Below are 20,701 nucleotides of genomic sequence, written 5' to 3'. Positions count from 1 at the left end.
AAGAAAGACGGTCCGCACGATGAGGTTCACCCGCGAAGAGATCGAGGCCGCGCTCGGCACCGTGCGCACCGCCATGCCACCCACGCCGCAGTACGCCTGGCCGCTGCTCGCCGAGCGCCTCGGCTGCACCGTCTGGGCCAAGCACGAGAACCACACGCCGGCCGGCGCCTTCAAGATCCGCGGCGGCCTCACCTACTTCGAGACCCTCGCGCGCGAGCAGCCCGACGTGCGCCATGCGATCAGCGCCACGCGCGGCAACCACGGCCAGTCGGTCGGCTTCGCCGCGCGGCGCCATGGCATCGCCGCCACCATCGTGGTGCCGCACGGCAACTCGCGCGAGAAGAACGCCGCCATGCGCGCGCTCGGCGTGCAGCTGGTCGAGCACGGCGACGACTTCCAGGCCGCGGCCGAACACGCGGCCCTGCTCGCCGAGCGCGACCGCCTGCACCGCGTGCCCTCGTTCCACCGCGAGCTGGTGCGCGGCGTCGCGACCGCGTACGTCGAATTCTTCAGCGCGCTGGCCGATGCGCCGCCCGACGTGCTGTTCGTGCCCATCGGCCTCGGCTCGGGCTTTGCGGGGGCGGCGGCGGCGCGGGCCCACTGCGGCGTGCCGACCAAGCTCATCGGCGTGGTGTCCGCGCATGCCACGGCCTACCGCGACTCGTTCCGCGCGGGCCGGCCGCTCGAGTCGCCGGTGACGACGCGGCTGGCCGACGGCATGGCCTGCCGCACGCCCGTGCCCGAGTCCGTCGACGTGATCCTGCGCGAAGCCGACGACGTGATCACCGTGAGCGACGATGAAGTCGCCGCGGCGATGCGCATCCTCTTCAGCGACACGCACAACGTGGCCGAAGGCGCGGGGGCCGCGGCGCTCGCGGGCGCACTGCAGCAGCAAGAACGCTGGCGCGGCAAAAGGGTGGGGATCTGCCTGACCGGCGGCAATGTCGACTCGGACATGTTCGCCGAGGTGCTGCAGGCGCGCTAAGGCAGCGGCCCCGTGTTCGCGGTGTCCAGCGGCAGCCGCGACACCTCCGCGAGCAGCAAGGCCAACTGCTGCGCGGCCGCTTCGACCACCTGCTGCCCCTTGGCCGCCGTGGCCGCGGCGGCATTGCCCGCCGCGCCCTCGGCGTTGTAGTCTTCCATCGCCCAACCGAGCTTGGCGCTCTTGCCGTTGCCCAGGATCGCGTAGCCCGCGGCGCGCTCGGCCGATGTGGAGCCGAAGTCCTTCGCCTCTTGCATGCGCACCGACTGCGGCGCGAGCGCCAGCATCATCGAGGTTTCGATCTCACCGGCATGCACGCCGAAGCGATGCTCCGCGGCACTGAACTGCGCGCCCGCATCGCCGAGCGGCAGGTTGAACCAGCTCACGCTGTAGACGATGAGGCCATGCGCAGCGCGCAGCTCGCGTGCCACCATGTCCATCGCGCCGACGTGGCCGCCGTGCGCGTTGAACAGCACCAGCTTCTTCACGCCGGCGCGCGCCACGCCGGCGCCGATTTCGTTCCACACCCGGATCAGCGTTTCGGCCGAGAGCGTGAGCGTGCCCGCGAAGCGGGCGTGCTCGGGGCTCAGGCCGACCTGCTGCGTCGGCAGGAACAGCACCGGCAGCGCCGGCGCCAGCAGCGGCAGCGCCGCGGCCACGATGCCGTCGGCCAGCACGGTGTCCACGCCCAGCGGCAGGTGGGGGCCGTGCTGCTCGGTCGCGCCGAGCGGCAGCACGGCGACCGTGGACGCCGCATCGAGCGCCGCGAAGTCGCGCGTGGTGAGCTGGGCCCAGAAGCGGGGCAGGGAAACGGTGGAAGCGTTCATGCCGCGATCTTAGGCCGGGCCGGTGCCGAGCCGCGGGCCTGCAGGAATCTCGCGGTGGTGATTCAATCGCCCGGCATTCCTCGCAATTCTCAAGGACCGACGCCATGGATCTCCAGCTACAGGACCAGCACGTTCTCATCACCGGCGGCAGCAAGGGCATCGGCCTGGCCTGCGCGCTGGGCTTCCTGCGCGAGGGGGCGCGCGTGAGCCTGGTGTCGCGCGACCCGCAGAATCTCGAACAGGGCCGCAGGACGCTGGGCGACGGCTTCGCGCAGGCCGAGGGCCGCATCTCGGTGCATGCGGCCGACCTCAAGGACCCGCAAGGCGCCATGGCCGCGCTCGACGCCGCCGAGCAGGCCTTCGGTCCGGTCGACGTGCTCGTCAACTCGGCCGGCGCCGCGCGCCGCACGCCACCCGACGAGCTCGACGCCGACGCGTGGCATGCCGCGATGGACGCCAAGTACTTCACTTACATCCACATGATCGACCCGGTCGTGAAGCGCATGGGCCGGCGTGGCCGCGGCGCGATCGTCAACGTGATCGGCCAGGGCGGCAAGGTCGCGAGCCCGGTGCACATGGCCGGCGGCGCGGCGAACGCGGCGCTGATGCTCGTGAGCGCCGGCATGGCCGCGGCCTATGCGGCCAAGGGCGTGCGCGTGAACGCGGTGAACCCCGGCCTGACGCTGACCGAGCGCCTGCAGGAAGGCATGAAGGCCGACGCCAGGCTGCAGGGCATCGACAGTGACGAAGCGCTGCAGCGCGCCACCGGCCGGCTGCCGCTCGGCCGCATCGCGACGCCCGAGGAGATCGCCAACGCGGTGGTCTTTCTCGCTTCGCCGAAGGCGAGCTACATCACGGGCGCGATCCTCGCGATGGACGGGGCCGTCACGCCGATGATCTGACGGGCGGCAGCGCCTCGAACTTCAGCGCGAGAAAGTCGACCAGCGCCCGCACGCGCGCCGGCACGAAGCGCCCGCTCGGCAGCAGCGCATGCAGCGGATAGGGCTCGGTGCCCCAGTCGGGCAGCAGGTGCACCAGCCGGCCGCTTGCGATGTCGTCGCGCACGTCGAGCGCCGACTTCAGCGTGACGCCGCGCCCCGCCACGGCCCATTCGCGCGCGAGCGAGGCATCGTCGGCGCTGCGGTCGCCCTTCACGCGCACCTCGGTCCACTGCCCGTTCTGCACGAAGCGCCAGATCCGATGGCGGCGCCCGCCGCGGTCGAAGGTCAAGCAGTTGTGGTGCACCAGGTCGTGCGGCGTCGCCGGCGCGCCATGGCGCCGAAGGTAGTCGGGCGAAGCGGTCAGCAGCGGGCTGGTCTGGGCAAAGGGCCGCGCCACCAGCCGCGAATCGGCCAGCGTGCCGTAGCGCAGCGCCACGTCGACCTCGTCGCGCATCACGTCGAGCAGCCGGTCGCCGACCGACAGCGAGAGCTGCAGCCCCGGGTGCAGCGCAAGGAATTCGTCGAACCAGGCCAGCAGCGTGCTGCGCGTGAGGTCGGACGGCGCGGCCACGCGCAAAGTGCCGACCAGCTCGCCGCGGTCGGCCGTGACCAGCGACTCGCCCTCGTCGAGCAGCTCGAAGGCGCGCACCGCATAGTCGAGCAGCGTCTGGCCCTGCGGCGTGAGCCGCATGGCGCGTGTCGAGCGCTCGAACAGGCGCGCGCCGAGCTGCGTCTCGAGCCGCTTGAGCGTGGCGCTGGCCGCCGCGGGCGTCATGCCGAGCGCATGGGCGGCGGCGGTGAGCGTGCCGCCGCGCGCGGTCTGCACAAGCACCTGCAAGTCCGACAGATTTTCAATCTTCATTTGAAAGTGTTGGTAGTTCCACCCTGCTTATCAAAGCAGGATTGCGATCCTACAGTCGAGGCATCGTTTGTTCACGCACAAAAAAGGTCCTCCCATGAAAGCCATCGGCTACCACCAACCCCTTCCCATCGACCATCCCGACGCCCTGCAGGACATCGAACTGCCCGCACCCGTGCCCGGCCCGCGCGACCTGCTGGTGCGCGTGGCGGCGGTGTCGGTCAACCCCGTTGACACCAAGGTCCGCAAGAACAGCGCGCCGGAGGCAGGCCAGGCCAAAGTGCTCGGCTGGGACGCCGCCGGCACCGTCGAGGCCGTCGGCGCGCAGGTGAAGAACTTCCAGCCCGGCGACCGCGTGTATTACGCGGGCTCGATCGTGCGGCCCGGCGCCAATTCGGAGCTGCACACGGTGGACGAACGCATCGTCGCCCTCGCGCCGAAGAGCCTCGACGACGCCCAGGCCGCCGCGTTGCCGCTGACCACCATCACCGCCTACGAACTGCTGTTCGACCGCCTGCGCGTGCCCAGGGGCGGCGGTGCCGGCCAGACGCTGCTGGTCACGGGCGGCGCCGGCGGCGTGGGGTCGATCCTGATCCAGCTGGCGCGCCAGCTGACGCAGCTGCGCGTGGTCGCCACCGCCTCGCGCACCGAGACCCGCGCCTGGTGCCTGGCGCTCGGCGCCCATGCCGTCATCGACCATTCGAAGCCGCTCGCCGCGGAGCTGCAGGCCGCGGGCATCGGCCAGGTCGACATGGTCGCGAGCCTGACCCAGACCGAGCAGCACTACGCGCAGATCATCGAAAGCCTCAAGCCCCAGGGCCAGCTCGCGGTGATCGACGACATGAAGCTGCTCGACGCGATGCCGCTCAAGACCAAGTCGATCTCGCTGCACTGGGAAATGATGTTCGCGCGCTCGCGCTTCGAGACGCCCGACATGGCCGCGCAAGGCGCACTGCTGGCCGAGGTGGCCGCGCTGGTCGACGCGGGCCGCATCCGCACCACGGCGAATGCGAGCTTCGGCACCATCAACGCCGCGAACCTTCAACGCGCGCATGCGCTGATCGAAAGCGGCAAGGCGCAGGGCAAGGTGGTGCTGGCCGGGTTCTGATCTGCGCACAATCGGCCGCATGGCCGAGCTCACCCGACCCCCCATCATCGAATTCGACACCGAGCGGCTGCGGCTGCGCCAATGGCGGGAGAGCGACCTCGCACCGTTCGCCGCCATGGCGGCCGATCCGCAGGTGATGGCCTTCCTGTTGCCGCTGCCCACGCGCGCCGACAGCGATGCGATGGCTGCTCGCATCGCGGCACGCATCGCCGAGCAGGGCTGGGGCTTCTGGGCGGTCGAACAAAAAGCCACGGGCGAATTCATCGGCTTCACCGGCCTCAACCGACCGCTGGCGACGCTGCCCTTCTCGCCCTGCGTCGAGATCGGCTGGCGGCTCGCGCGCCATGCCTGGGGCCAGGGCTTCGCGACCGAAGCCGCGCGCGGCGCACTGCAGGTGGGCTTCGATCGCCTGGGCTTCGACGAGATCATCGCGTTCACGGCCGCCGGCAATGTCCGCTCGGCCGCGGTGATGGAGCGCATCGGCATGCACGAGGACCGGGTCGGCGCCTTCGACCACCCCGGCGTGCCCGAAGGCCATGCGCAGCGCCGCCACCGGCTCTACCGCATCGCGCGTGTCGCGCGCATCGCCTCAGATTGAATGCAGCAGCAGCGCGGCGCCCGAGACGATCGCGAACACCTGCACGAAGATCCGCAGCAGGCGGCCATTGATCCGCCGGTGCACCATGCGGCTGAGCACCGCGCCGACGACGAGTGCGGGCAACAGCAGCGCCGCCGCCTCGAGCTGCGCACCGTCGATGCGGTCCATCGCCATCAGCGTGGCCAGCGACACCAGTTCGCCGACCAGGAAGCACAGCGCGATGGTCGATCGCATCGTGGGCGGCGGCTGGTGCTGGTAGACCAGCGCCAGTGGCGGGCCGCCGATGCCGGTCGCGGTCTCGGTCACGCCGGTGATGAGGCCCGCTGACACGAAAGCGGTGCGGCCCGGCGAGAAGGCCGGCATCATCAAGGTGACCAGTGCCGCCGCGATGGTCGAGATGCCGACGAAGAGCGACAGGTGCGTCGCGCTCAGCGCCGCCAGCACCCAGAGCCCGCCGGCCGTGCCGACCACGCGCCCGCCGCTGATCCAGCCCGCGCCGATGCGGTCGACGGCGCCGCGCTCGCGCCACAGCACGTAGAGGTTGAGCGGCAGCATCAGCACCAGCACGCACACGGGCAGCAGGTCGGGCCGCACGATGCCGATCACCGGCGCGGCGATCAACGCAAAGCCCACGCCGGTCGCGCCCTGCACGAAGGCGGCGAACAGCACGGCAAGCGAAACGAGGACGAGATGCTGCGTGCTCACTGTGGATTCCGTCCCATGCCGGCAGCCGCCGCCAGGCGCCGGTGCTCGGCCGCCGGCGGATGCAGGCGCACGATGGGCGCGCGGTCCATGGCCGCATGGGCCACGCGCGCCAGCTCCCGCTGCAGCGCGCGCGCGTCCCAGTCGGGCGGCCAGCCTTGCCACAGGCGCAGGCGCCCGTCGACGAACACGGCCGTGATCTGGTCGCGGTTGCCCAGGCGCACGAGGTCCCAGGTCAGGTCGACGGAGGTGCACATCTCGGGCGTGTCGACATCGATGACCAGGAAATCGGCCGCCTTGCCGACGGCGATCTCGCCGGTCAGGTGGCCCAGGCCGACTGCGCGCGCGCCTTCGTGCGTCGCATGGTCGAACCAGGTCCAGCCACCGCCGCTCGACGCATCGCCGATCGCCATGCCGAACGCCAGCTTCTGCGCCGCCTCGGCCGCGTCCATCAGCCGGAAGGCGTCGCTGCGCGTGGCATCGGTGCCCAGCCCGAAGCGGATGCCCAGGGCGGCCATCAGGTTGGCCGGTGCCACGGCGTTGCCCTTCCACTGGCTCGCGACCGGGTTGTAGCTCACGGCGGTGTCGGTGTCGCGCAGCAGCATGAGCTCGGCGGGCGTGACCAGCGTGCCGTGCGCGATGAGCACCTGCGGCCCGAGCGCGCCCAACTGCGCCAGCAGTTCGAGGGGGCGCCGGCCGCGCTGCACCACCGAGCGCTCGACCGAGGCGAGGTGTTCGTTCACGTGGGTCTGGAACACGGTGCTGGCTTCGGCGCACAGGGCCGACACCGCCACCAGCATCTCGTCGGAGGCGGCCTCGGGCACCGAGATCGCGAGCGAGGGATGCACCAGCGGCGCATCGGACCAGCGCTGCAGGAACTGCGCGGCCTGCGCGCGGATCGCCTGCCGGTCGGCCGCGCTGCTGTCGTTGCCGCCGTCGTTGCAGATCAGGCCCAGCACGCAGCGCAGCCCGGCCTCCTGCACGGCAGTGGCCACGGCGCCGATGTCGCCCGGCGCGCGCGTGCCCGCATCGCACACGGTGGTGAAGCCGCCGCGCAGCGACTCGAGCGCCGCGAGCTTGGACGCCATGTAGACGAACTCGTCGTCCAGGCTGGCCTCGAGCGGCACCCACACGCGCCGGAAGATCTCGGACGGCTCGCCATAGGCCAGCGACTTGCCGAAGGACTGCGTGAGGTGGTGGTGCGCGTCGATCATGCCGGGCATCAGCAGCTTGCCGGGCAGGTGCAGCGGCGTGAGCTGTGGATGGCGCGCGATGAGCGCGTCGGCGAGGCCGACATCGCGAAAGCGGCCGCCTTCGATGCGCACGGCATGGCCGGTCGTCGGGCCCTCGCGCAGCATCAGGTGGTCGGGAACGAGCAGCAGCTCGTCGGCCGCGAAGAGCGCGGCGTCGAGTTCAGGAGACATGGTGGGGAAGAGGCAGTAACGGAAAAATTAAAAGGCCCGATGCCAGGGCACCCGTGGAACCGGCTCTGCCGGGCCGCCGGGTGCGCCCCTTGAGGGGGAGTCGAGCGACACGAAGTGCGCGAGGGACGGGGTGGGTTCATCTCAGCGCGGCGCGGGCGCTTCCGCGGGGCTTTCGACGCCGTCGGCATGCACGCGGTTGAACACCATGTTGAGCACCACTGCCGTCAGCGAGCCCATCGCCAGGCCATTGCCGAGCACCAGCTGCAGCGTGTCGGGAAAGCGGCTGTACAGGCCCGGCACCAGGATCGGCAGCAGCCCCATGGTCAGCGCGCCGGCCAGCACGAACATGTTGCCGCGCTCGTGCAAGTCGACCTTGCGCAGCATGTCGATGCCCATGGTGCCGATGATCGCGAACACCACCATCGCGGTGCCGCCCACCACGGCCGATGGAATGGCGGCGGCCAGCCGGCCGAGCGGCGCCGACAGCGCGATGAGGATCAGGATCACGCCCGCAGCCGCCGTCACGTAGCGCGAACGCACGTTGGTGGCGCGCACGATGCCGATGTTCTCGCCGCTGGTGATGATCATCGAGGTGCCGAAGAACCCGCCCGCGAGCGACACCACGGCATCGCCGCGGATGGTGCGCGGCACCACGTCGCGCGGGTCGATCTTGCGGCCCACCACGTCGGCCACCGCCACCGTCTGCCCGGTGGCCTCGACCATCGAGATGATGCTGAAGATCAGGAGCGGCACGGCCGCCACGATGTCGAAGCGCGGCATGCCGAACGGCAGCAGGGTCGGCGCGCTCCAGAGGGGCCCCGTCGCCACGCTGCTGGCATCCATCAGCCCGAAGGCGGCCGCCAGCAGCGTGCCTGCCAAGAGCCCGAGCAGCACCGCGAGCTGGCCGAGCGTGCCCTTGAACACCCGTGCGAACAGCACCGTGAAGCCGATGGTCGCGAGCGCCAGGCCGATGTTCACCGGATCAGCGAAGGTGGCCGAGCCCGCCTTGCCCGCGATGATGCCGCCGTAGACCTTCACGAGGTTGATCGACACCAGCAGCAGCAAGGTGCCGATCACGATCTTCGGAAAGTAGCGCAGGCAGCGCGCGAACACCGGCAGCACCAGAAAGTAGAACAGCGCCGTGAGGATCACCGCGCCCGAGGCGGTCTGCAGGTCGCGCTGCTGGGCGATGGTCACGAACATCACGATCGGTGCACCGCCGGGCACCATCACGAAGGGCAGCCGGGCGCCGAACTTCCACGGCCCGAACGACTGCAGCAGCGTGCCGATGCCGCACAGCAGGAAGGTGGCGCTGATCAGGTTCACCGTCAGCGCCGCGTCGAGGCCGAGCGCCTTGGCCACCAGGAACACCGAGGTGATCGGCACGGCCGCCATCACCAGCACGTGCTGCAGGCCGAACAGCAGCAATTGGGACAACGGCAACATCGCATCCACAGGGGCTGGGGTGGCAGGGACCATGGCGGCCGGAGCGGCCGCGGGCGCGGCGGGAAGCACAGCAGAGGCATCGGGAACACGGGACATGACGGAATCCTTGAACCTGGACCGCGCCCAAATCGATTTGGGTGCACTGGCAAAAAAAGCCGCCGAAGCGGGTGAAGTACATTCCGGTGGCAACGCGCCCCAAAACGATTTGGGAATTGAATCACCGCTTTTTGAAAAGGTCAACGGGATGAATACCCATCCATCGCCGCGCGCCAACATCAAGGACGTGGCGCGCGAAGCGGGCGTGTCGCCGACGACCGTTTCGCATGCGCTCAACGCGCGGGGCCAGGTCGACGCGGAAACGCGGGCGCGCGTCGAGCAGGCGGCGCTGAAGCTCGGTTACCGGCCCAACCGCAATGCGCAGCGGCTGCGCACCGGCGAGGCGCACATGATCGTGCTGCTGTCGTCGATGCCGTTCGCGGTGGCGGGGGGGCCGTCGCGGCTCGGCTTTTTGATGGAGGTGGCGGCCGTCGCGGCGGCCGAGGCGCTCGACCGCCGGCTGGCGCTGGTGCTGGCGCCGCCGATGGAGAAAGGGCGCGTGCCGATGGAGCTGCTCGATGTGGATGGCGCACTGGTCATCGAGCCCTCGGCGGGCGACCCGAACCTGGCTTACCTGCAGCGGCGTGGCCTGCCGGTGGTGGCCATCGGCAAGCCGGCCGCCGGCGATGCCGAGGACGACAGCGCGCCGGCATTGCCGCCCTACGTCGACATCCATTCGGGCCGCACCACGGCGCTGCTGCTCGACCACCTGCACGCGCAGGGCGCACGCAAGGTCGCGATGATCCTGGGTTCGGCGCAGCGCAACTCGTACCTCGAGGGCCGCGCGGCGTACCTGGCGTTCGCCGCCGCGCAGGGGCAGGTGCCGCTGCTGTCGCTGGTCGACGAGGCCGAAGGCGAGAACGGCGGCCGCGAGGCCGCGCTGGCGCTGCTCGCGGCCGATCCCGACATCGATGCCTTCTGCGTGCCGGTGGACGCCTTCGCCACGGGCACGGTCGAGGCGGTATTGGCGTCCGGCCGGCGCATTCCCGACGACGTGATGGTCGCCACGCGCTACGACGGCCTGCGCGCGCGCACCTGCGTGCCGCCGCTCACGGCCGTGGACCTGCACCTGGACCAGGTGGCGCAGCAGGCCATTGCGCTGCTGTTCGACCACCTGCGCGGCGACACCGGCCAGCGCCGCGTCGACGGGCCCGAGGCGCAGCTGGTGCCGCGCCTGTCTTCCGCGCGCCGCCAGCCCTAGTTGGCGGGCGACACGCGCCAGACCGCGTTGCCCACGTCGTCGGCCACCAGCAGCGCGCCGCCCTTGTCGAGCGCCACGCCCACCGGCCGGCCCTGCGCCTTCTCGTCGGCCGACAGAAAGCCCGTGAGCACGTCGACCGGCGGCCCGCTCGGCTTGCCGTCGGCGAACGGCACGAACACCACCTTGTAGCCCGACTTCGGCTTGCGGTTCCAGGAGCCGTGCTCGCCGATGAAGGCGCCGCTCGCGAACGCGGGCGGCATGCCGCGCGCGTCGGAGAACACCAGCCCGAGCGGGGCCACGTGCGAACCGAGCGCATAGTCGGGCGCGATGGCCTTGGCGACCATCTCGGGGTTCGGCGGCTCGACGCGCGCATCCACGGTGTTGCCGAAGTAGCTCCACGGCCAGCCGTAGAAGGCGCCCTCCTTCACCGAGGTCAGGTAGTCGGGCACGAGGTCGCTGCCGATCTCGTCGCGCTCGTTGACCACGGTCCAGAGCGCCTTCGTCGAAGGCTCCCACGCCAGCCCGTTGGGGTTGCGCAGGCCGGTCGCGAAGAGCCGCTTCTCGCCCGTCTTCGCATCGACCTCCCAGATCGCCGCGCGGCCCTCTTCGGCGTCCAGCCCGTTCTCGCCGATGTTGCTGTTCGAGCCGACCGTGACGTAGAGCTTGGTGCCCTCGGCGTTGGCGATCACGTTCTTGGTCCAGTGGTGGTTGATGCCCGCGGGCAGCGGCGTCACCTCGGTGGGCGTGCCGCCGGCGGCGGTCTGGCCCTCGGTGTAGGGCACCTTCACGAGCGCGTCGGCATTGGCGATGAAGAGTTCACTGCCCACCAGCGCCATGCCGAAGGGCGACTTGAGGTTCGACAAGAACACCTGCCGCACCTCGGCCGCGCCGTCGCCGTCGGCATCGCGCAGCAGCGTGATGCGGTTCGGGCTCGGCACGTTGGCGCCCGCGCGGCCCATGACCTTTCCCATCACCCACTTGCGGATTTTGTCCATCGGGCCCCCGGCATCGCTGCCTTCGGGCTTGGGCGGCTTGTTGCTCTCGGCCACCAGTACGTCGCCGTTGGGCAGCGTGTAGACCCAGCGCGGATGCTCGAGCCCGCGCGCGAACGCGGCGACACGCAGGCCGGCGGCGGGCTTGGGGGCGGCGGTGTCGGTCCAGCCGATCGCCTCGGCCACGTTGACGGTGGGAATCAGCGTCTTGTTGGGCTCCGCCAGCTTCGGCTGCGCGCCGACGGTGGCTTCGGGCGGCAGCTTGGCGGCCTCGCCGCAGCCGGCCAGTGCCAGCACCGCGGCCAGCGAAGCCACGCAGGCGGGGGCGAGGGCGATGTTCTTCGGTAGCTTTTTCGTCATGCGCATACGCGATCCTCGGTTGTCTCGGCACCATGGCCGCATGCCGCCCGATCATGCGGACGACTTCGCCGCCGGCTGTCGGCCGTGGGCGCTTTCTGGCGTGGGCGCACCCCATGCGCGCATCGCCGCTACCATCGGCCGCATGACCGACGACCTGTTCCGAGCCGACGCCTACCTGCGCGCCTGCGACGCCCGCATCCTGCGCATCGACGAGGCCGGCATCGTGCTCGACCGCACCGTGTTCTACCCCCTGGGCGGCGGGCAGGCTGGCGACGCCGGCGTGCTGGTGCTGGCCGACGGCCGCGAACTCGCGATCGCCGACACCCGCAAGGGCAAGGACGCGGAGGGCCAGCCCACGCGCGAGATCGTCCACGTGCCCGCGCCGGAACAGGCCGGCCTGCTGGCCGCGCTGAAGCCCGGCGACACGGTGACCGCCCGCCTCGACTGGGCGCGCCGCCACCGGCTGATGCGCTTCCACACAGCGAGCCACTTGCTCTGCCACCTCGTGCCGGTGCCGGTGAACGGCTGCTCGATCACGCCCGACTACGCGCGCATCGACTTCCACATGACCGACCCGCTCGACAAGGAAGCGCTGACCGCCGGCCTCGCACGGCTCGTGGCCGCGGCGCATCCGCTCGCCGTGGGGGCCATCACCGACGCCGAACTCGACGCCAACCCGGCGCTGGTCAAGAGCATGAGCGTGCAGCCGCCGCGCGGTACCGGCACGGTGCGCACCATCCGCATCGGCGGAGAGGCCGAGGCGCAGATCGATTTCCAGCCTTGCGGCGGCACGCACGTGGCAAACACCGCCGAGATCGGCGCGGTGGTGGTGACCAAGATCGAGAAGAAGAGCGCCAACAGCCGCCGCGTGGTGCTGGGCTGGGCCGCATGACGCTGAAACCGCCACCCGGCGCCGGTCTCCGGAACTTCGCACCCCCGGCCCGCTCCGACTGACGGCATGATCCTTCCCCGTTTCTTCCGTTCCGCTGCATTCCTGATCGCGGCAGCCGCAGCCTGGCTGCCGGCCGCGGCGCAGCTGGCATCCAACCCCGGCCCCGTCGTCACCACCCCGCACGTGCGTGCCGAACTGGTCGCGCATGCGCCCGACGGCGTGTCGCCCGGCGCGCCGGTCTGGATCGGGCTGCAGATCACGCACCAGCCCGAGTGGCACACCTACTGGAAGAACGCCGGCGATTCGGGCCTGCCCACCGAACTGAACTGGACCTTGCCAGCCGGCGTCTCGGCCGGTGACATCGCCTGGCCGGTGCCGCGCAAGATCCCGATCGGCACGCTGGCCAACTACGGCTACGAAGGCACGGTGTTGCTGCCGGTGCCGCTCGAGGTGGCAAGCACCTTCCAGCCGCCGCTGGCCTTCGGCAGCCAGGCGCAGGCCATGGACATCCGGCTCAAGGCCAGCTGGCTGGTCTGCCGCAAGGAGTGCATTCCCGAGGAAGGCGAGTTCAGCCTGGCGCTGCCGCTGCGCGGCTCGACCGCGCTGAACAAGCCCGCGTTCGATGCCGCCCGCGCCGCCGAGCCGCGGCCTCTGGCCCAACAGGGTGCCGTCGAGGTCCGCGGCAACACCCTGCAAGTGCGCCTCGAAGGCCTGCCCGCCGCGGTGCGGGGCAAGACGCTGGCGTTCTTTCCCGAGACGCCCGAACTGATCCACACCGCCGCGGTCGAGGGCAAGGACTGGACCCAGCGCTGGCAGGACGACGGCAGCTGGACCGCGACCGTGCCGCTCGCCGAGCAGCGCAGCGCCAGCCCCTCGACGCTGCCGCTGGTGGTGGCGCTCGCCGAGTCCGACCGCACGGCGGGCCAGCCCGTCGCCTGGCGCACCGAGGCCCCCGTCAGCGGCAGTTGGCCTGCGGCGGTCGCGCCGCGCGCCGAGGTTTCGCCGGCGCTTCAGGCCGCGCTCGCCGCCAACGCGGCCGACGCGGCATCCCGCAGCAGTACGGTCGCGGCACCGACCGGCCCGGCGCCGCAGCCCGCCGCCACGTTCGCGGTCGCGCTGCTCGGCGCGCTGCTCGGCGGCCTGCTGCTGAACCTCATGCCCTGCGTGTTCCCGATCCTGGCCATCAAGGTGCTGGGCTTCACGCGGCAGGCCGGCAACCGCAGCGCGCACCGCACCGCGGGCCTGGCCTACACCGCGGGCGTGATGCTCTCGTTCCTGGCGCTCGGCGGAGCGATGCTGGCGCTGCGCGCCGCGGGCGCCCAGCTCGGCTGGGGCTTCCAGCTGCAGTCGCCGGCCGTGGTGGCGGCGCTGGCCGCGCTGTTCACGCTGCTCGGGCTCAACCTCGCGGGCGTGTTCGAGTTCGGCCATGTCGCGCCGTCGTCGCTGTGCACGGCCCAGGCCAGGCACCCGGTCATGAACGACTTTCTCTCGGGCGTGCTGGCCGTGGTGATCGCCTCGCCGTGCACCGCGCCCTTCATGGGCGCCTCGCTCGGCTTCGCGATCGGCCTGCCGGCGGCGCAGGCGCTGCTGCTGTTCGCGGTGCTGGGCCTGGGGCTCGCGCTGCCGTACCTGGTGGCGGGTTTCGTGCCGGCCGTGGCGCGCCTGCTGCCGGCGCCCGGCCCCTGGATGGACACGCTGCGCCGGCTGCTCGCGTTTCCGATGTTCGCGACCGTGGCCTGGCTGGTCTGGGTGCTGGGGCAGCAAAGCGGCATCGACGGCGCCGGCACGCTGCTCGCGCTGCTGGTGTGCCTGGCAGCAGTCGTCTGGGCGCTCACGCTGCGCGGCCGCACTCGGATGGTGATCGCCACGGTGCTCGTCGCCTTGACGGCCGCACTCGCCGCGGCGATCGGACCCAACGTGCTGCAGACGGTGGAGCCCGCGAAGCAGTTGGCGTCGGCCGGCGAGGGCCAGCGCTGGCAGCCGTGGTCGGCCGATCGCGTGGCGGCGCTCAACGGGGCGGGCCAGCCGGTGTTCATCGACTTCACTGCCGCATGGTGCGTGACCTGCCAGTACAACAAGAAGACCACGCTCGCAGATACCGAGGTGCTGGCCGACTTCGACCGCCGCAACGTGGCGATGCTGCGCGCCGACTGGACGCGCCGCGACCCCGCCATCACGGCCGCGCTGACCGCGCTCGGGCGCAGCGGCGTGCCGCTCTACGTGTTGCAGGCGCCGGGCCGGCCGCCGGTCATCCTGACCGAGATCCTCGGCAAGGACGAGGTGCGCGCCGCACTCGCCGCACTTTGATGACCCGGTGCATGATGAAACGCCCCCACGCTCCCCCGCTTCGCGCGGTCCGCTGCCCCCCGAGGGGGCGCGTCAGTGCCTTCGGGCGGCCGGGCGCCACTGACATGGGTTGTCACATGCACATGAGCAAAGCGCTCTAAGCTGTCGCCGTCGTTTCGTTTTTTCATATGGAGTTCAAGCTGGCCATGTCCCCTTCGCCATCGTCCGACTCTCGCTCCCTGCGCGCCGCGCGCCAGGCCCGTGCCGCATTGAGCCGCGCTTCGCGGCGCGCCGTCGTGGCCGCCGCGGTTGCGCTGGGCGCCACCTTCCTGATGGGCAACCACGCCTTCGCCGCGCCCGCCGTGGGACAGCAGGCGCCCGACTTCGTCGCCGTCGACACCGCGGGCAACAAGCACAAGCTGTCGGATTTCGCGGGCAAGTTCGTGGTGCTCGAGTGGACCAATCCGGGCTGCCCCTTCGTGCGCAAGCACTACGGCGGCGGCAACATGCCCGCCACCCAGAAGGCGGCGACCGACAAGGGCGTGGTCTGGCTGGCCGTGAATTCCACCGAACGCGCCGCCAGCGACTATTTGCAGCCCGCGGCGCTCGACGCCTGGATGAAGTCGCAGAAGGCAGCGCCGACCGCGGTGCTGATGGACGAGGACGGGGTGATCGGCCAGGCCTACGGCGCGCGCACGACGCCGCACATCTTCATCATCGATCCGAAGGGCATGCTGGTGTATGCGGGCGGCATCGACAGCATCGCGTCGGCACGGCCCGACGACATCAAGACCGCCACGAACTATGTGAACCAGGCGCTCGGCGAGGTCTTCGGCGGCAAGCCGATCTCCATGGCCTCGACGCGGCCCTACGGCTGCTCGGTCAAGTACAAGACCTGATCCGCCCCGGGCGGGCCGGGCCTGCCGCCCCTGCGACAATCGGGGCATGCCTTTCGCCCCATTGCAAAACGATACTTTCCTGCGAGCCTGCTGGCGCCAGGCCACCGACCACACGCCCATCTGGCTCATGCGCCAGGCCGGGCGCTATCTGCCCGAATACGTCGCCACCCGCGCGAAGGCCGGCAGCTTCATGGGGCTGGCGACCAACGTCGACTACGCCACCGAGGTCACGCTGCAGCCGCTCGCGCGCTATCCGCTCGACGCCGCCATCCTTTTTTCGGACATCCTCACCGTGCCCGACGCGATGGGCCTCGGCCTGTCGTTCGAGGCGGGCGAAGGCCCGCGCTTCGCGCGCCCCGTGCGCGACGAAGCCGCCGTGGCGGCGCTCGAGGTGCCCGACCTGCAGAAGCTGCGCTACGTGTTCGATGCCGTGGCCTCGATCCGCAAGGCGCTCGACGGCCGCGTGCCGCTGATCGGCTTCTCGGGCAGCCCCTGGACGCTCGCCTGCTACATGGTCGAGGGCGCGGGCTCGAGCGACTACCGGCTCGTGAAGAGCATGCTCTACGGGCGGCCCGACCTGATGCACCGCGTGCTCGCGGTCAACGCCGACGCCGTGGCCGCCTACCTCAATGCCCAGATCGACGCCGGCGCCCAGGCCGTGATGGTCTTCGACAGCTGGGGCGGCGTGCTCGCCGACGGCGCGTTCCAGGAGTTCAGCCTGGCCTACACCGCGCGCGTGCTCGCCGGGCTGAAGCGCAACGGCGCCGACGGCCAGCCCGTCCCGCGCATCGTCTTCACCAAGGGCGGCGGGCTCTGGCTCGACGCCATGCGCGCGCTCGACTGCGAAGTGCTCGGCGTCGACTGGACCGTCAACCTCTCGGCCGCGCGCCGGCAGGTCGGCGAGGACAACGACGGCAAGGCCAAGGCCCTGCAGGGCAACATCGACCCCAACGTGCTCTTCGCGCCGCCCGCCCAGATCGAGGCCGAGGTGGCCAAGGTGCTGCAGGCCTTCGGCCAACCGCACGCCGACCGCCGGCAGCCGGGCCCGACGCACATCTTCAACCTGGGCCACGGCATCAGCCAGTTCACGCCGCCCGAGCATGTGTCCGCGCTGGTGCAGGCGGTCCACAGCCAGTCGCGCGCCCTGCGCAAGTAACAATCCCGGAACCACGCGCTCCCAGGCGATGCCGAGGGGCCGCGCGGGACCGCCCGAAAAGCCTGCCCGACGCGGTTTGTCAAGCAAAAAAAGCGGTCGGCGGACCTGACTTATGCACAAAACGCGTGTTGCACTGCGCAAGATTTTTTGGGCCGGCTTCTACTTTGCCTCCAGCGGATAGTGCCTCTAAGTGGTTGATTCATATAGGTTTCGAGTTTTGCTTTTTTTACGGGCATTCCAGCCGGAGCCTTGATCTGCAAGGCTCGGCGACGTGTTGAGCCCGGTTGTCAACAAAGTTATCCACAGAAACTCTGGATGACTGCCAAAGCACTGAAAAATCAATCACTTAAGCAGCATTGCTCCAAGTAGCCTTAACAAACTTACGCAGAGAGAACGGCCTATCTCCAACGCCAGCCCACCCCCGGAGCGGGATTCGACGATGACGACGGCCACGGCGGACGGGCCGCTGCAGTGGCAGGTCGGCGTCGCAGTGCAGACGCCGGCGCACAGCGCGCTCGGCGATGTGCTGAGCTACGCCAGCGCCGCGCCGCTCGTGCCCGGCACGCTGGTCCGGGTGCCGCTCGGCCGGCGCGAAGTGCTCGGCGTGGTCTGGGAGGCGGCCGCCGCGCGCGACGGCGACAGCGGCATGGCGCTCAAGCCCGTCGGCGCCGCGCTCGACGGGCTGGCGCCGCTCGGCGATGCCTGGCGCGACCTGGTCGGCTTCGCGGCGCGCTACTACCAGCGCTCGATCGGCGAAATCGCACTGGCGGCGCTGCCGCCGCAGTTGCGCGACCTGAGCACCACGCAGCTGGCCCGCCGGCTCAAGCGCCGGAGCGCGGCCGGCCCGGTGGCCAGCACGGCCGAATCCGCCCACCCGGTCGCGCTGAGCGCCGAGCAGGCGGCGGCGCTGGCCCGCCTCGCGGAAGGCAGCGGCACCTTCCTGCTGGTCGGCAGCACCGGCAGCGGCAAGACCGAGGTCTACCTGCGCTGCGTGGCCGACCTGCTGGCGGCCGACCCCGCCGCGCAGGCGCTCGTGATGGTGCCCGAGATCAACCTCACGCCTCAGCTCGAGGCCCGCTTCAAGGCCCGCTTCGGCGACGAGGCCGTGGTGTCGATGCACAGCGGCATGACGCATCCGCAGCGGCTCGCGAGCTGGCTCGCGGCGCACGGCGGGGCCGCGCGCATCGTGCTCGGGACGCGCATGGCGGTGTTCGCGTCGATGCCCGGCCTGAAGCTCATCGTCGTCGACGAGGAGCACGACCCGAGCTACAAGCAGCAGGAAGGCGCGCGCTACTCGGCGCGCGACCTCGCCGTATGGCGCGGGCAGCGAGAGGGCGCGAAGGTGATCCTCGGCTCGGCCACGCCCTCGCTCGAAAGCTGGCACCAGAGCCGGCCCGCCGCGGCCGACGACCCGGGCGGGCGCTATGTGCGGCTGGCGATGCCGTCGCGCATCGGCACCGGCGAGCTACCCGCGGTGCGGCTGGTCGACATGAACCTGCAGCCGCCGAAGACCGTGCTCTCGGCCGCGCTGCTCGACGCCATCGGCCAGCGCATTGCGCGCGGCGAGCAGAGCATGGTGTTCCTCAACCGGCGCGGCTATGCGCCGGTGCTGGCCTGCGCCGACTGCGGCTGGAAGAGCGAATGCCCGCACTGCAGCGCCTACCGCGTGTTCCACAAGATCGACCGCACGCTGCGCTGCCACCACTGCGGCTTCACCGAACGCGTGCCGCACGCCTGCCCGTCCTGCGGAAATCCCGACATCGCGCCGGTCGGACGCGGCACCGAGCGGCTCGAGGAGCACCTGGCCGAACTGTTCGCCGCGGTGCGGCGGCCCGACGGCAGCCCTGTCCGCATCGCGCGCATCGACGCCGACAGCACGCGCAAGCAGGGCGCGCTCGAATCGCAGCTCGCGGCCGTGCATGCGGGCGAGGTCGACGTGCTGGTCGGCACGCAGATGATCGCCAAGGGGCACGACTTCCGGCGCATCACGCTGGTGGCGGCCGTGAACCCCGATGGCGCGCTGTTCTCGAGCGACTTCCGCGCGCCCGAGCGGCTGTTCAGCCTGCTGATGCAGTCGGGGGGACGCGCCGGCCGCGACGCCGCCTACCTTGCAGCGCAGGGCAGCACGGCCGAGATGTGGATCCAGACGCACCATGCGCAGCATCCGCTTTTTGCCGCGCTGCGCCGGCACGACTACGCGGCCTTCGCGGCGCAGCAGCTCGAGGAGCGCGCCGCCGCCGCCATGCCGCCGTTCGCCTTCCAGGCGCTGCTGCGCGCCGACGCGCGCACGCAGGAAGCCGCGCAGGCCTTCCTGAATGCCGCAAACGAAGCCGCCGAGGCGCTAGAGGGCGCCGATCGCGTGGTGCGCTACCCCGCAGTGCCGCTCGCGATACAGCGCGTCGCCAATGTGGAAAGGGCGCAGATGCTGATCGAGAGCCCGTCACGCGCCGCGCTGCAGCGCCTGCTCGCGCAATGGCAGCCGTTGCTGCATGCGCTCAGACGCACGCCGCAGGGCAAGGGCGTGATCCGCTGGCTGGTGGACGTCGATCCGCACAGCATCTGAGCGTCCGCTAGTGCTTTCCCATGTCGACGTAGCGCAGTTCGCCGCCGCCGCGGCGCCGAACGATGCTGCCCGGCCAGGCGAACACCACCAGGCTCAAAGCGCCCAGCGCCAGCGCGGTGCCGGCGCCGAGCACCCCGGCATGCCACGCCCATCCGGCAGCGCCGGCCCAGGCCAGCCAAAGCAGGATTCGAACAAGTACGGCCATGTTGCTACCCATTCATCCATTGATTCGCCACCACTCTATCAGCACATTAGCAAACTCAAGTATTCATCCGAAGTGGTAACAACAGCCCGGCCGAATGGCCGACGCGGCGGCGCGGGGCGGCTCAGCGCAGCAGGCTCACCGCGAGCGGAAAGCTGAAGAAGGTGGCGACCGTCGTCCAGAGAATGATCCGCGCGATGCGGCCGTTGTCGGCGCCGAAGCGCTCGGCCAGCATCGACACGTTGCTCGCGCTCGGCAGCGCCGCCACGAGCACGATCACCATCAGCGCCGGCTGCGAGAGCGGCAACCCGAGCGCGACGGCGCCCTGCGCGACCAGCCAGACCAGCACTGGGTGCACGATCAGCTTGACCAGCACCACCGGCGCCACATCGGCCAGCGGCGCCTCGGCCCGCGGCGCGGACCGCGTGCCCATGGCCGCCGCCACGGCCGCGCTCGCGCCATGCTCGCGCGCCAGCAGCGCCGAGCGCGCCAGCACCGCGCCGATGGTGAAGAGCGCCACCGGCGACGCCGCATCCGCCGGCATGGCCACGGTGCGGTCGACCGGCCCCGGCAGGCGCCACTCCGCGGCCGACAGCAGCACGCCGAGCAGGATCGACCATGGCATCGGATTGACCAGCACCCCGCGCAGCGCCTGCCGCGCCGCCGGCCGGGGCCCGTGGTGCCCGGCACCGGCGCCGTCCAGGCGCGAGAGCGCGATGCACAGCGACGAGGTCACGACCAGGTCGAAGGCGATGGTGATGATCATCGGGCCCGCGGCCTGGGCGCCGAGCAGCGCCACCAGCAGTGGCACGCCCATGAAGCCGGTGTTGGGAAAGGCCGCGACCAGCGCGCCGAAGGAGGCGTCGTTCCAGCCGATGCGGGTGTTGCGCGTGAAGAGCACCACGCCGGCCACCACCGCCAGCGCGCTCACGCCCCAGACCAGTGCCACACTGCCGTCGAGCAATTGCCCGATCGGCGTGTCCGCGCCGAAGCGCAGCAGCATGCACGGCAGTGCGAAATACAGCACGAAGGTGTTGAGGCCTGGAATCGCGTCGAGCGGCAGGATTCTTGCTCGGGCAGCGCCATAGCCTGCCGCGATCAGGGCGAAGAAAGGAAAGGTAACGAGAAAGATCTGCAGCACGGAGGCGATTGTCGCCGCGTCCCGCA

The 20,701-nt window shown here is 70.9% G+C and carries 18 protein-coding genes; 10 read left to right on the top strand and 8 right to left on the bottom strand.

From position 1 onward, the window contains the following. Positions 1 to 19: 19 nt before the first annotated feature. Positions 20 to 985 carry a threonine dehydratase gene (locus AC3A6R_RS19830; RefSeq protein ID WP_487865333.1) on the top strand — a complete coding sequence of 322 codons (966 nt, stop codon included), beginning with the start codon at positions 20 to 22 and terminating at the stop codon, positions 983 to 985. Here AC3A6R_RS19830 and AC3A6R_RS19825 read toward each other — a convergent pair. Further along, the gene (locus AC3A6R_RS19825) at positions 982 to 1,809 is read right to left on the bottom strand and encodes a creatininase family protein (RefSeq protein WP_487865332.1); all 828 of its coding nucleotides are present in this window, start codon (positions 1,807 to 1,809) and stop codon (positions 982 to 984) included. The genes AC3A6R_RS19830 and AC3A6R_RS19825 overlap by 4 nt on opposite strands. Before the next feature lie 104 nt (positions 1,810 to 1,913). On the opposite strand from AC3A6R_RS19825, the gene AC3A6R_RS19820 reads away from it, so the two are divergent. After that, the gene (locus tag AC3A6R_RS19820) at positions 1,914 to 2,711 is read left to right on the top strand and encodes an SDR family oxidoreductase (protein ID WP_487865331.1); all 798 of its coding nucleotides are present in this window, start codon (positions 1,914 to 1,916) and stop codon (positions 2,709 to 2,711) included. On the opposite strand, the gene AC3A6R_RS19815 is transcribed toward AC3A6R_RS19820, so the two are convergent. After that, positions 2,695 to 3,612: a LysR family transcriptional regulator gene (locus tag AC3A6R_RS19815; RefSeq protein ID WP_487865330.1), complete on the bottom strand. Its 918-nt coding sequence runs from the start codon at positions 3,610 to 3,612 to the stop codon at positions 2,695 to 2,697. The two genes, AC3A6R_RS19820 and AC3A6R_RS19815, sit on opposite strands and share 17 nt — an antisense overlap. A gap of 94 nt (positions 3,613 to 3,706) precedes the next feature. On the opposite strand from AC3A6R_RS19815, the gene AC3A6R_RS19810 reads away from it, so the two are divergent. Beyond that, positions 3,707 to 4,717 carry a zinc-binding alcohol dehydrogenase family protein gene (locus tag AC3A6R_RS19810; RefSeq protein WP_487865329.1) on the top strand — a complete coding sequence of 337 codons (1,011 nt, stop codon included), beginning with the start codon at positions 3,707 to 3,709 and terminating at the stop codon, positions 4,715 to 4,717. A 19-nt stretch (positions 4,718 to 4,736) separates the two neighbouring features. Beyond that, the gene (locus AC3A6R_RS19805) at positions 4,737 to 5,315 is read left to right on the top strand and encodes a GNAT family N-acetyltransferase (protein WP_487865328.1); all 579 of its coding nucleotides are present in this window, start codon (positions 4,737 to 4,739) and stop codon (positions 5,313 to 5,315) included. Here the strand turns inward: AC3A6R_RS19805 and AC3A6R_RS19800 are convergent. From AC3A6R_RS19800 to AC3A6R_RS19790, 3 genes are all read right to left on the bottom strand, one after another. Beyond that, positions 5,307 to 6,020, bottom strand: coding sequence for a sulfite exporter TauE/SafE family protein (locus AC3A6R_RS19800; protein ID WP_487865327.1), 714 nt, complete (start codon positions 6,018 to 6,020; stop codon positions 5,307 to 5,309). The two genes, AC3A6R_RS19805 and AC3A6R_RS19800, sit on opposite strands and share 9 nt — an antisense overlap. After that, positions 6,017 to 7,441 (bottom strand): amidohydrolase family protein, encoded by a 1,425-nt coding sequence (locus AC3A6R_RS19795; protein ID WP_487865326.1) that lies wholly within the window; start codon positions 7,439 to 7,441, stop codon positions 6,017 to 6,019. Before AC3A6R_RS19795 ends, AC3A6R_RS19800 begins: the two co-directional genes overlap by 4 nt. A gap of 141 nt (positions 7,442 to 7,582) precedes the next feature. Next, positions 7,583 to 8,920, bottom strand: a complete 1,338-nt coding sequence (locus AC3A6R_RS19790) for a uracil-xanthine permease family protein (RefSeq protein ID WP_487865376.1) — start codon at positions 8,918 to 8,920, stop codon at positions 7,583 to 7,585. Positions 8,921 to 9,131: 211 nt separating this feature from the next. Between AC3A6R_RS19790 and AC3A6R_RS19785 the strand changes: the two genes are divergently transcribed. Beyond that, a complete protein-coding gene (locus AC3A6R_RS19785; RefSeq protein WP_487865325.1) occupies positions 9,132 to 10,184 on the top strand; it encodes a LacI family DNA-binding transcriptional regulator in 1,053 nt (350 codons plus the stop codon). Here the strand turns inward: AC3A6R_RS19785 and AC3A6R_RS19780 are convergent. Then, complete coding sequence (locus AC3A6R_RS19780; RefSeq protein ID WP_487865324.1) at positions 10,181 to 11,542, bottom strand: PQQ-dependent sugar dehydrogenase; 1,362 nt, start codon at positions 11,540 to 11,542, stop codon at positions 10,181 to 10,183. The genes AC3A6R_RS19785 and AC3A6R_RS19780 overlap by 4 nt on opposite strands. Before the next feature lie 136 nt (positions 11,543 to 11,678). Here AC3A6R_RS19780 and AC3A6R_RS19775 point away from each other — a divergent pair, with 136 nt between their 5' ends. The 5 genes from AC3A6R_RS19775 to priA all read left to right on the top strand — a co-directional run bounded on the left by AC3A6R_RS19775 (position 11,679) and on the right by priA (position 19,332). After that, positions 11,679 to 12,428: an alanyl-tRNA editing protein gene (locus AC3A6R_RS19775; RefSeq protein ID WP_487861898.1), complete on the top strand. Its 750-nt coding sequence runs from the start codon at positions 11,679 to 11,681 to the stop codon at positions 12,426 to 12,428. A 66-nt stretch (positions 12,429 to 12,494) separates the two neighbouring features. Further along, positions 12,495 to 14,735, top strand: coding sequence for a protein-disulfide reductase DsbD family protein (locus AC3A6R_RS19770; RefSeq protein ID WP_487865323.1), 2,241 nt, complete (start codon positions 12,495 to 12,497; stop codon positions 14,733 to 14,735). 185 nt (positions 14,736 to 14,920) lie between these two features. After that, the gene (locus AC3A6R_RS19765; RefSeq protein ID WP_487865322.1) at positions 14,921 to 15,613 is read left to right on the top strand and encodes a thioredoxin family protein; all 693 of its coding nucleotides are present in this window, start codon (positions 14,921 to 14,923) and stop codon (positions 15,611 to 15,613) included. 46 nt (positions 15,614 to 15,659) lie between these two features. Beyond that, positions 15,660 to 16,769, top strand: coding sequence for a uroporphyrinogen decarboxylase (hemE, locus tag AC3A6R_RS19760; protein WP_487865321.1), 1,110 nt, complete (start codon positions 15,660 to 15,662; stop codon positions 16,767 to 16,769). Positions 16,770 to 17,208: 439 nt separating this feature from the next. Beyond that, positions 17,209 to 19,332 (top strand): replication restart helicase PriA, encoded by a 2,124-nt coding sequence (priA, locus tag AC3A6R_RS19755; protein ID WP_487865320.1) that lies wholly within the window; start codon positions 17,209 to 17,211, stop codon positions 19,330 to 19,332. Between the two features lie 7 nt (positions 19,333 to 19,339). Here the strand turns inward: priA and AC3A6R_RS19750 are convergent, their stop codons facing one another. Further along, on the bottom strand, positions 19,340 to 19,537 hold the full coding sequence (locus AC3A6R_RS19750; RefSeq protein ID WP_487861852.1) for a hypothetical protein: 198 nt from the start codon (positions 19,535 to 19,537) through the stop codon (positions 19,340 to 19,342). A 121-nt stretch (positions 19,538 to 19,658) separates the two neighbouring features. Next, the gene (locus AC3A6R_RS19745) at positions 19,659 to 20,675 is read right to left on the bottom strand and encodes an AEC family transporter (RefSeq protein WP_487865319.1); all 1,017 of its coding nucleotides are present in this window, start codon (positions 20,673 to 20,675) and stop codon (positions 19,659 to 19,661) included. Positions 20,676 to 20,701: the final 26 nt, after the last annotated feature.

It is taken from the genome of Variovorax sp. Soil_C_19, from assembly GCF_057657255.1.
Note: the sequence above shows the minus strand (reverse complement) of the source record. Positions and strands in the feature narration are given on the sequence as shown.

What these genes read in the sequence shown, in the direction of transcription:
- AC3A6R_RS19830 (WP_487865333.1), top strand. Translation starts at nt 20, where the DNA reads ATGAGGTTCACCCGCGAAGAGATCGAGGCCGCGCTCGGCACCGTGCGC.
- AC3A6R_RS19825 (WP_487865332.1), bottom strand. Translation starts at nt 1,809, where the DNA reads ATGAACGCTTCCACCGTTTCCCTGCCCCGCTTCTGGGCCCAGCTCACC.
- AC3A6R_RS19820 (WP_487865331.1), top strand. Translation starts at nt 1,914, where the DNA reads ATGGATCTCCAGCTACAGGACCAGCACGTTCTCATCACCGGCGGCAGC.
- AC3A6R_RS19815 (WP_487865330.1), bottom strand. Translation starts at nt 3,612, where the DNA reads ATGAAGATTGAAAATCTGTCGGACTTGCAGGTGCTTGTGCAGACCGCG.
- AC3A6R_RS19810 (WP_487865329.1), top strand. Translation starts at nt 3,707, where the DNA reads ATGAAAGCCATCGGCTACCACCAACCCCTTCCCATCGACCATCCCGAC.
- AC3A6R_RS19805 (WP_487865328.1), top strand. Translation starts at nt 4,737, where the DNA reads ATGGCCGAGCTCACCCGACCCCCCATCATCGAATTCGACACCGAGCGG.
- AC3A6R_RS19795 (WP_487865326.1), bottom strand. Translation starts at nt 7,441, where the DNA reads ATGTCTCCTGAACTCGACGCCGCGCTCTTCGCGGCCGACGAGCTGCTG.
- AC3A6R_RS19790 (WP_487865376.1), bottom strand. Translation starts at nt 8,920, where the DNA reads ATGGTCCCTGCCACCCCAGCCCCTGTGGATGCGATGTTGCCGTTGTCC.
- AC3A6R_RS19785 (WP_487865325.1), top strand. Translation starts at nt 9,132, where the DNA reads ATGAATACCCATCCATCGCCGCGCGCCAACATCAAGGACGTGGCGCGC.
- AC3A6R_RS19780 (WP_487865324.1), bottom strand. Translation starts at nt 11,542, where the DNA reads ATGCGCATGACGAAAAAGCTACCGAAGAACATCGCCCTCGCCCCCGCC.
- AC3A6R_RS19775 (WP_487861898.1), top strand. Translation starts at nt 11,679, where the DNA reads ATGACCGACGACCTGTTCCGAGCCGACGCCTACCTGCGCGCCTGCGAC.
- AC3A6R_RS19770 (WP_487865323.1), top strand. Translation starts at nt 12,495, where the DNA reads ATGATCCTTCCCCGTTTCTTCCGTTCCGCTGCATTCCTGATCGCGGCA.
- AC3A6R_RS19765 (WP_487865322.1), top strand. Translation starts at nt 14,921, where the DNA reads ATGTCCCCTTCGCCATCGTCCGACTCTCGCTCCCTGCGCGCCGCGCGC.
- hemE (WP_487865321.1), top strand. Translation starts at nt 15,660, where the DNA reads ATGCCTTTCGCCCCATTGCAAAACGATACTTTCCTGCGAGCCTGCTGG.
- priA (WP_487865320.1), top strand. Translation starts at nt 17,209, where the DNA reads ATGACGACGGCCACGGCGGACGGGCCGCTGCAGTGGCAGGTCGGCGTC.
- AC3A6R_RS19750 (WP_487861852.1), bottom strand. Translation starts at nt 19,537, where the DNA reads ATGGCCGTACTTGTTCGAATCCTGCTTTGGCTGGCCTGGGCCGGCGCT.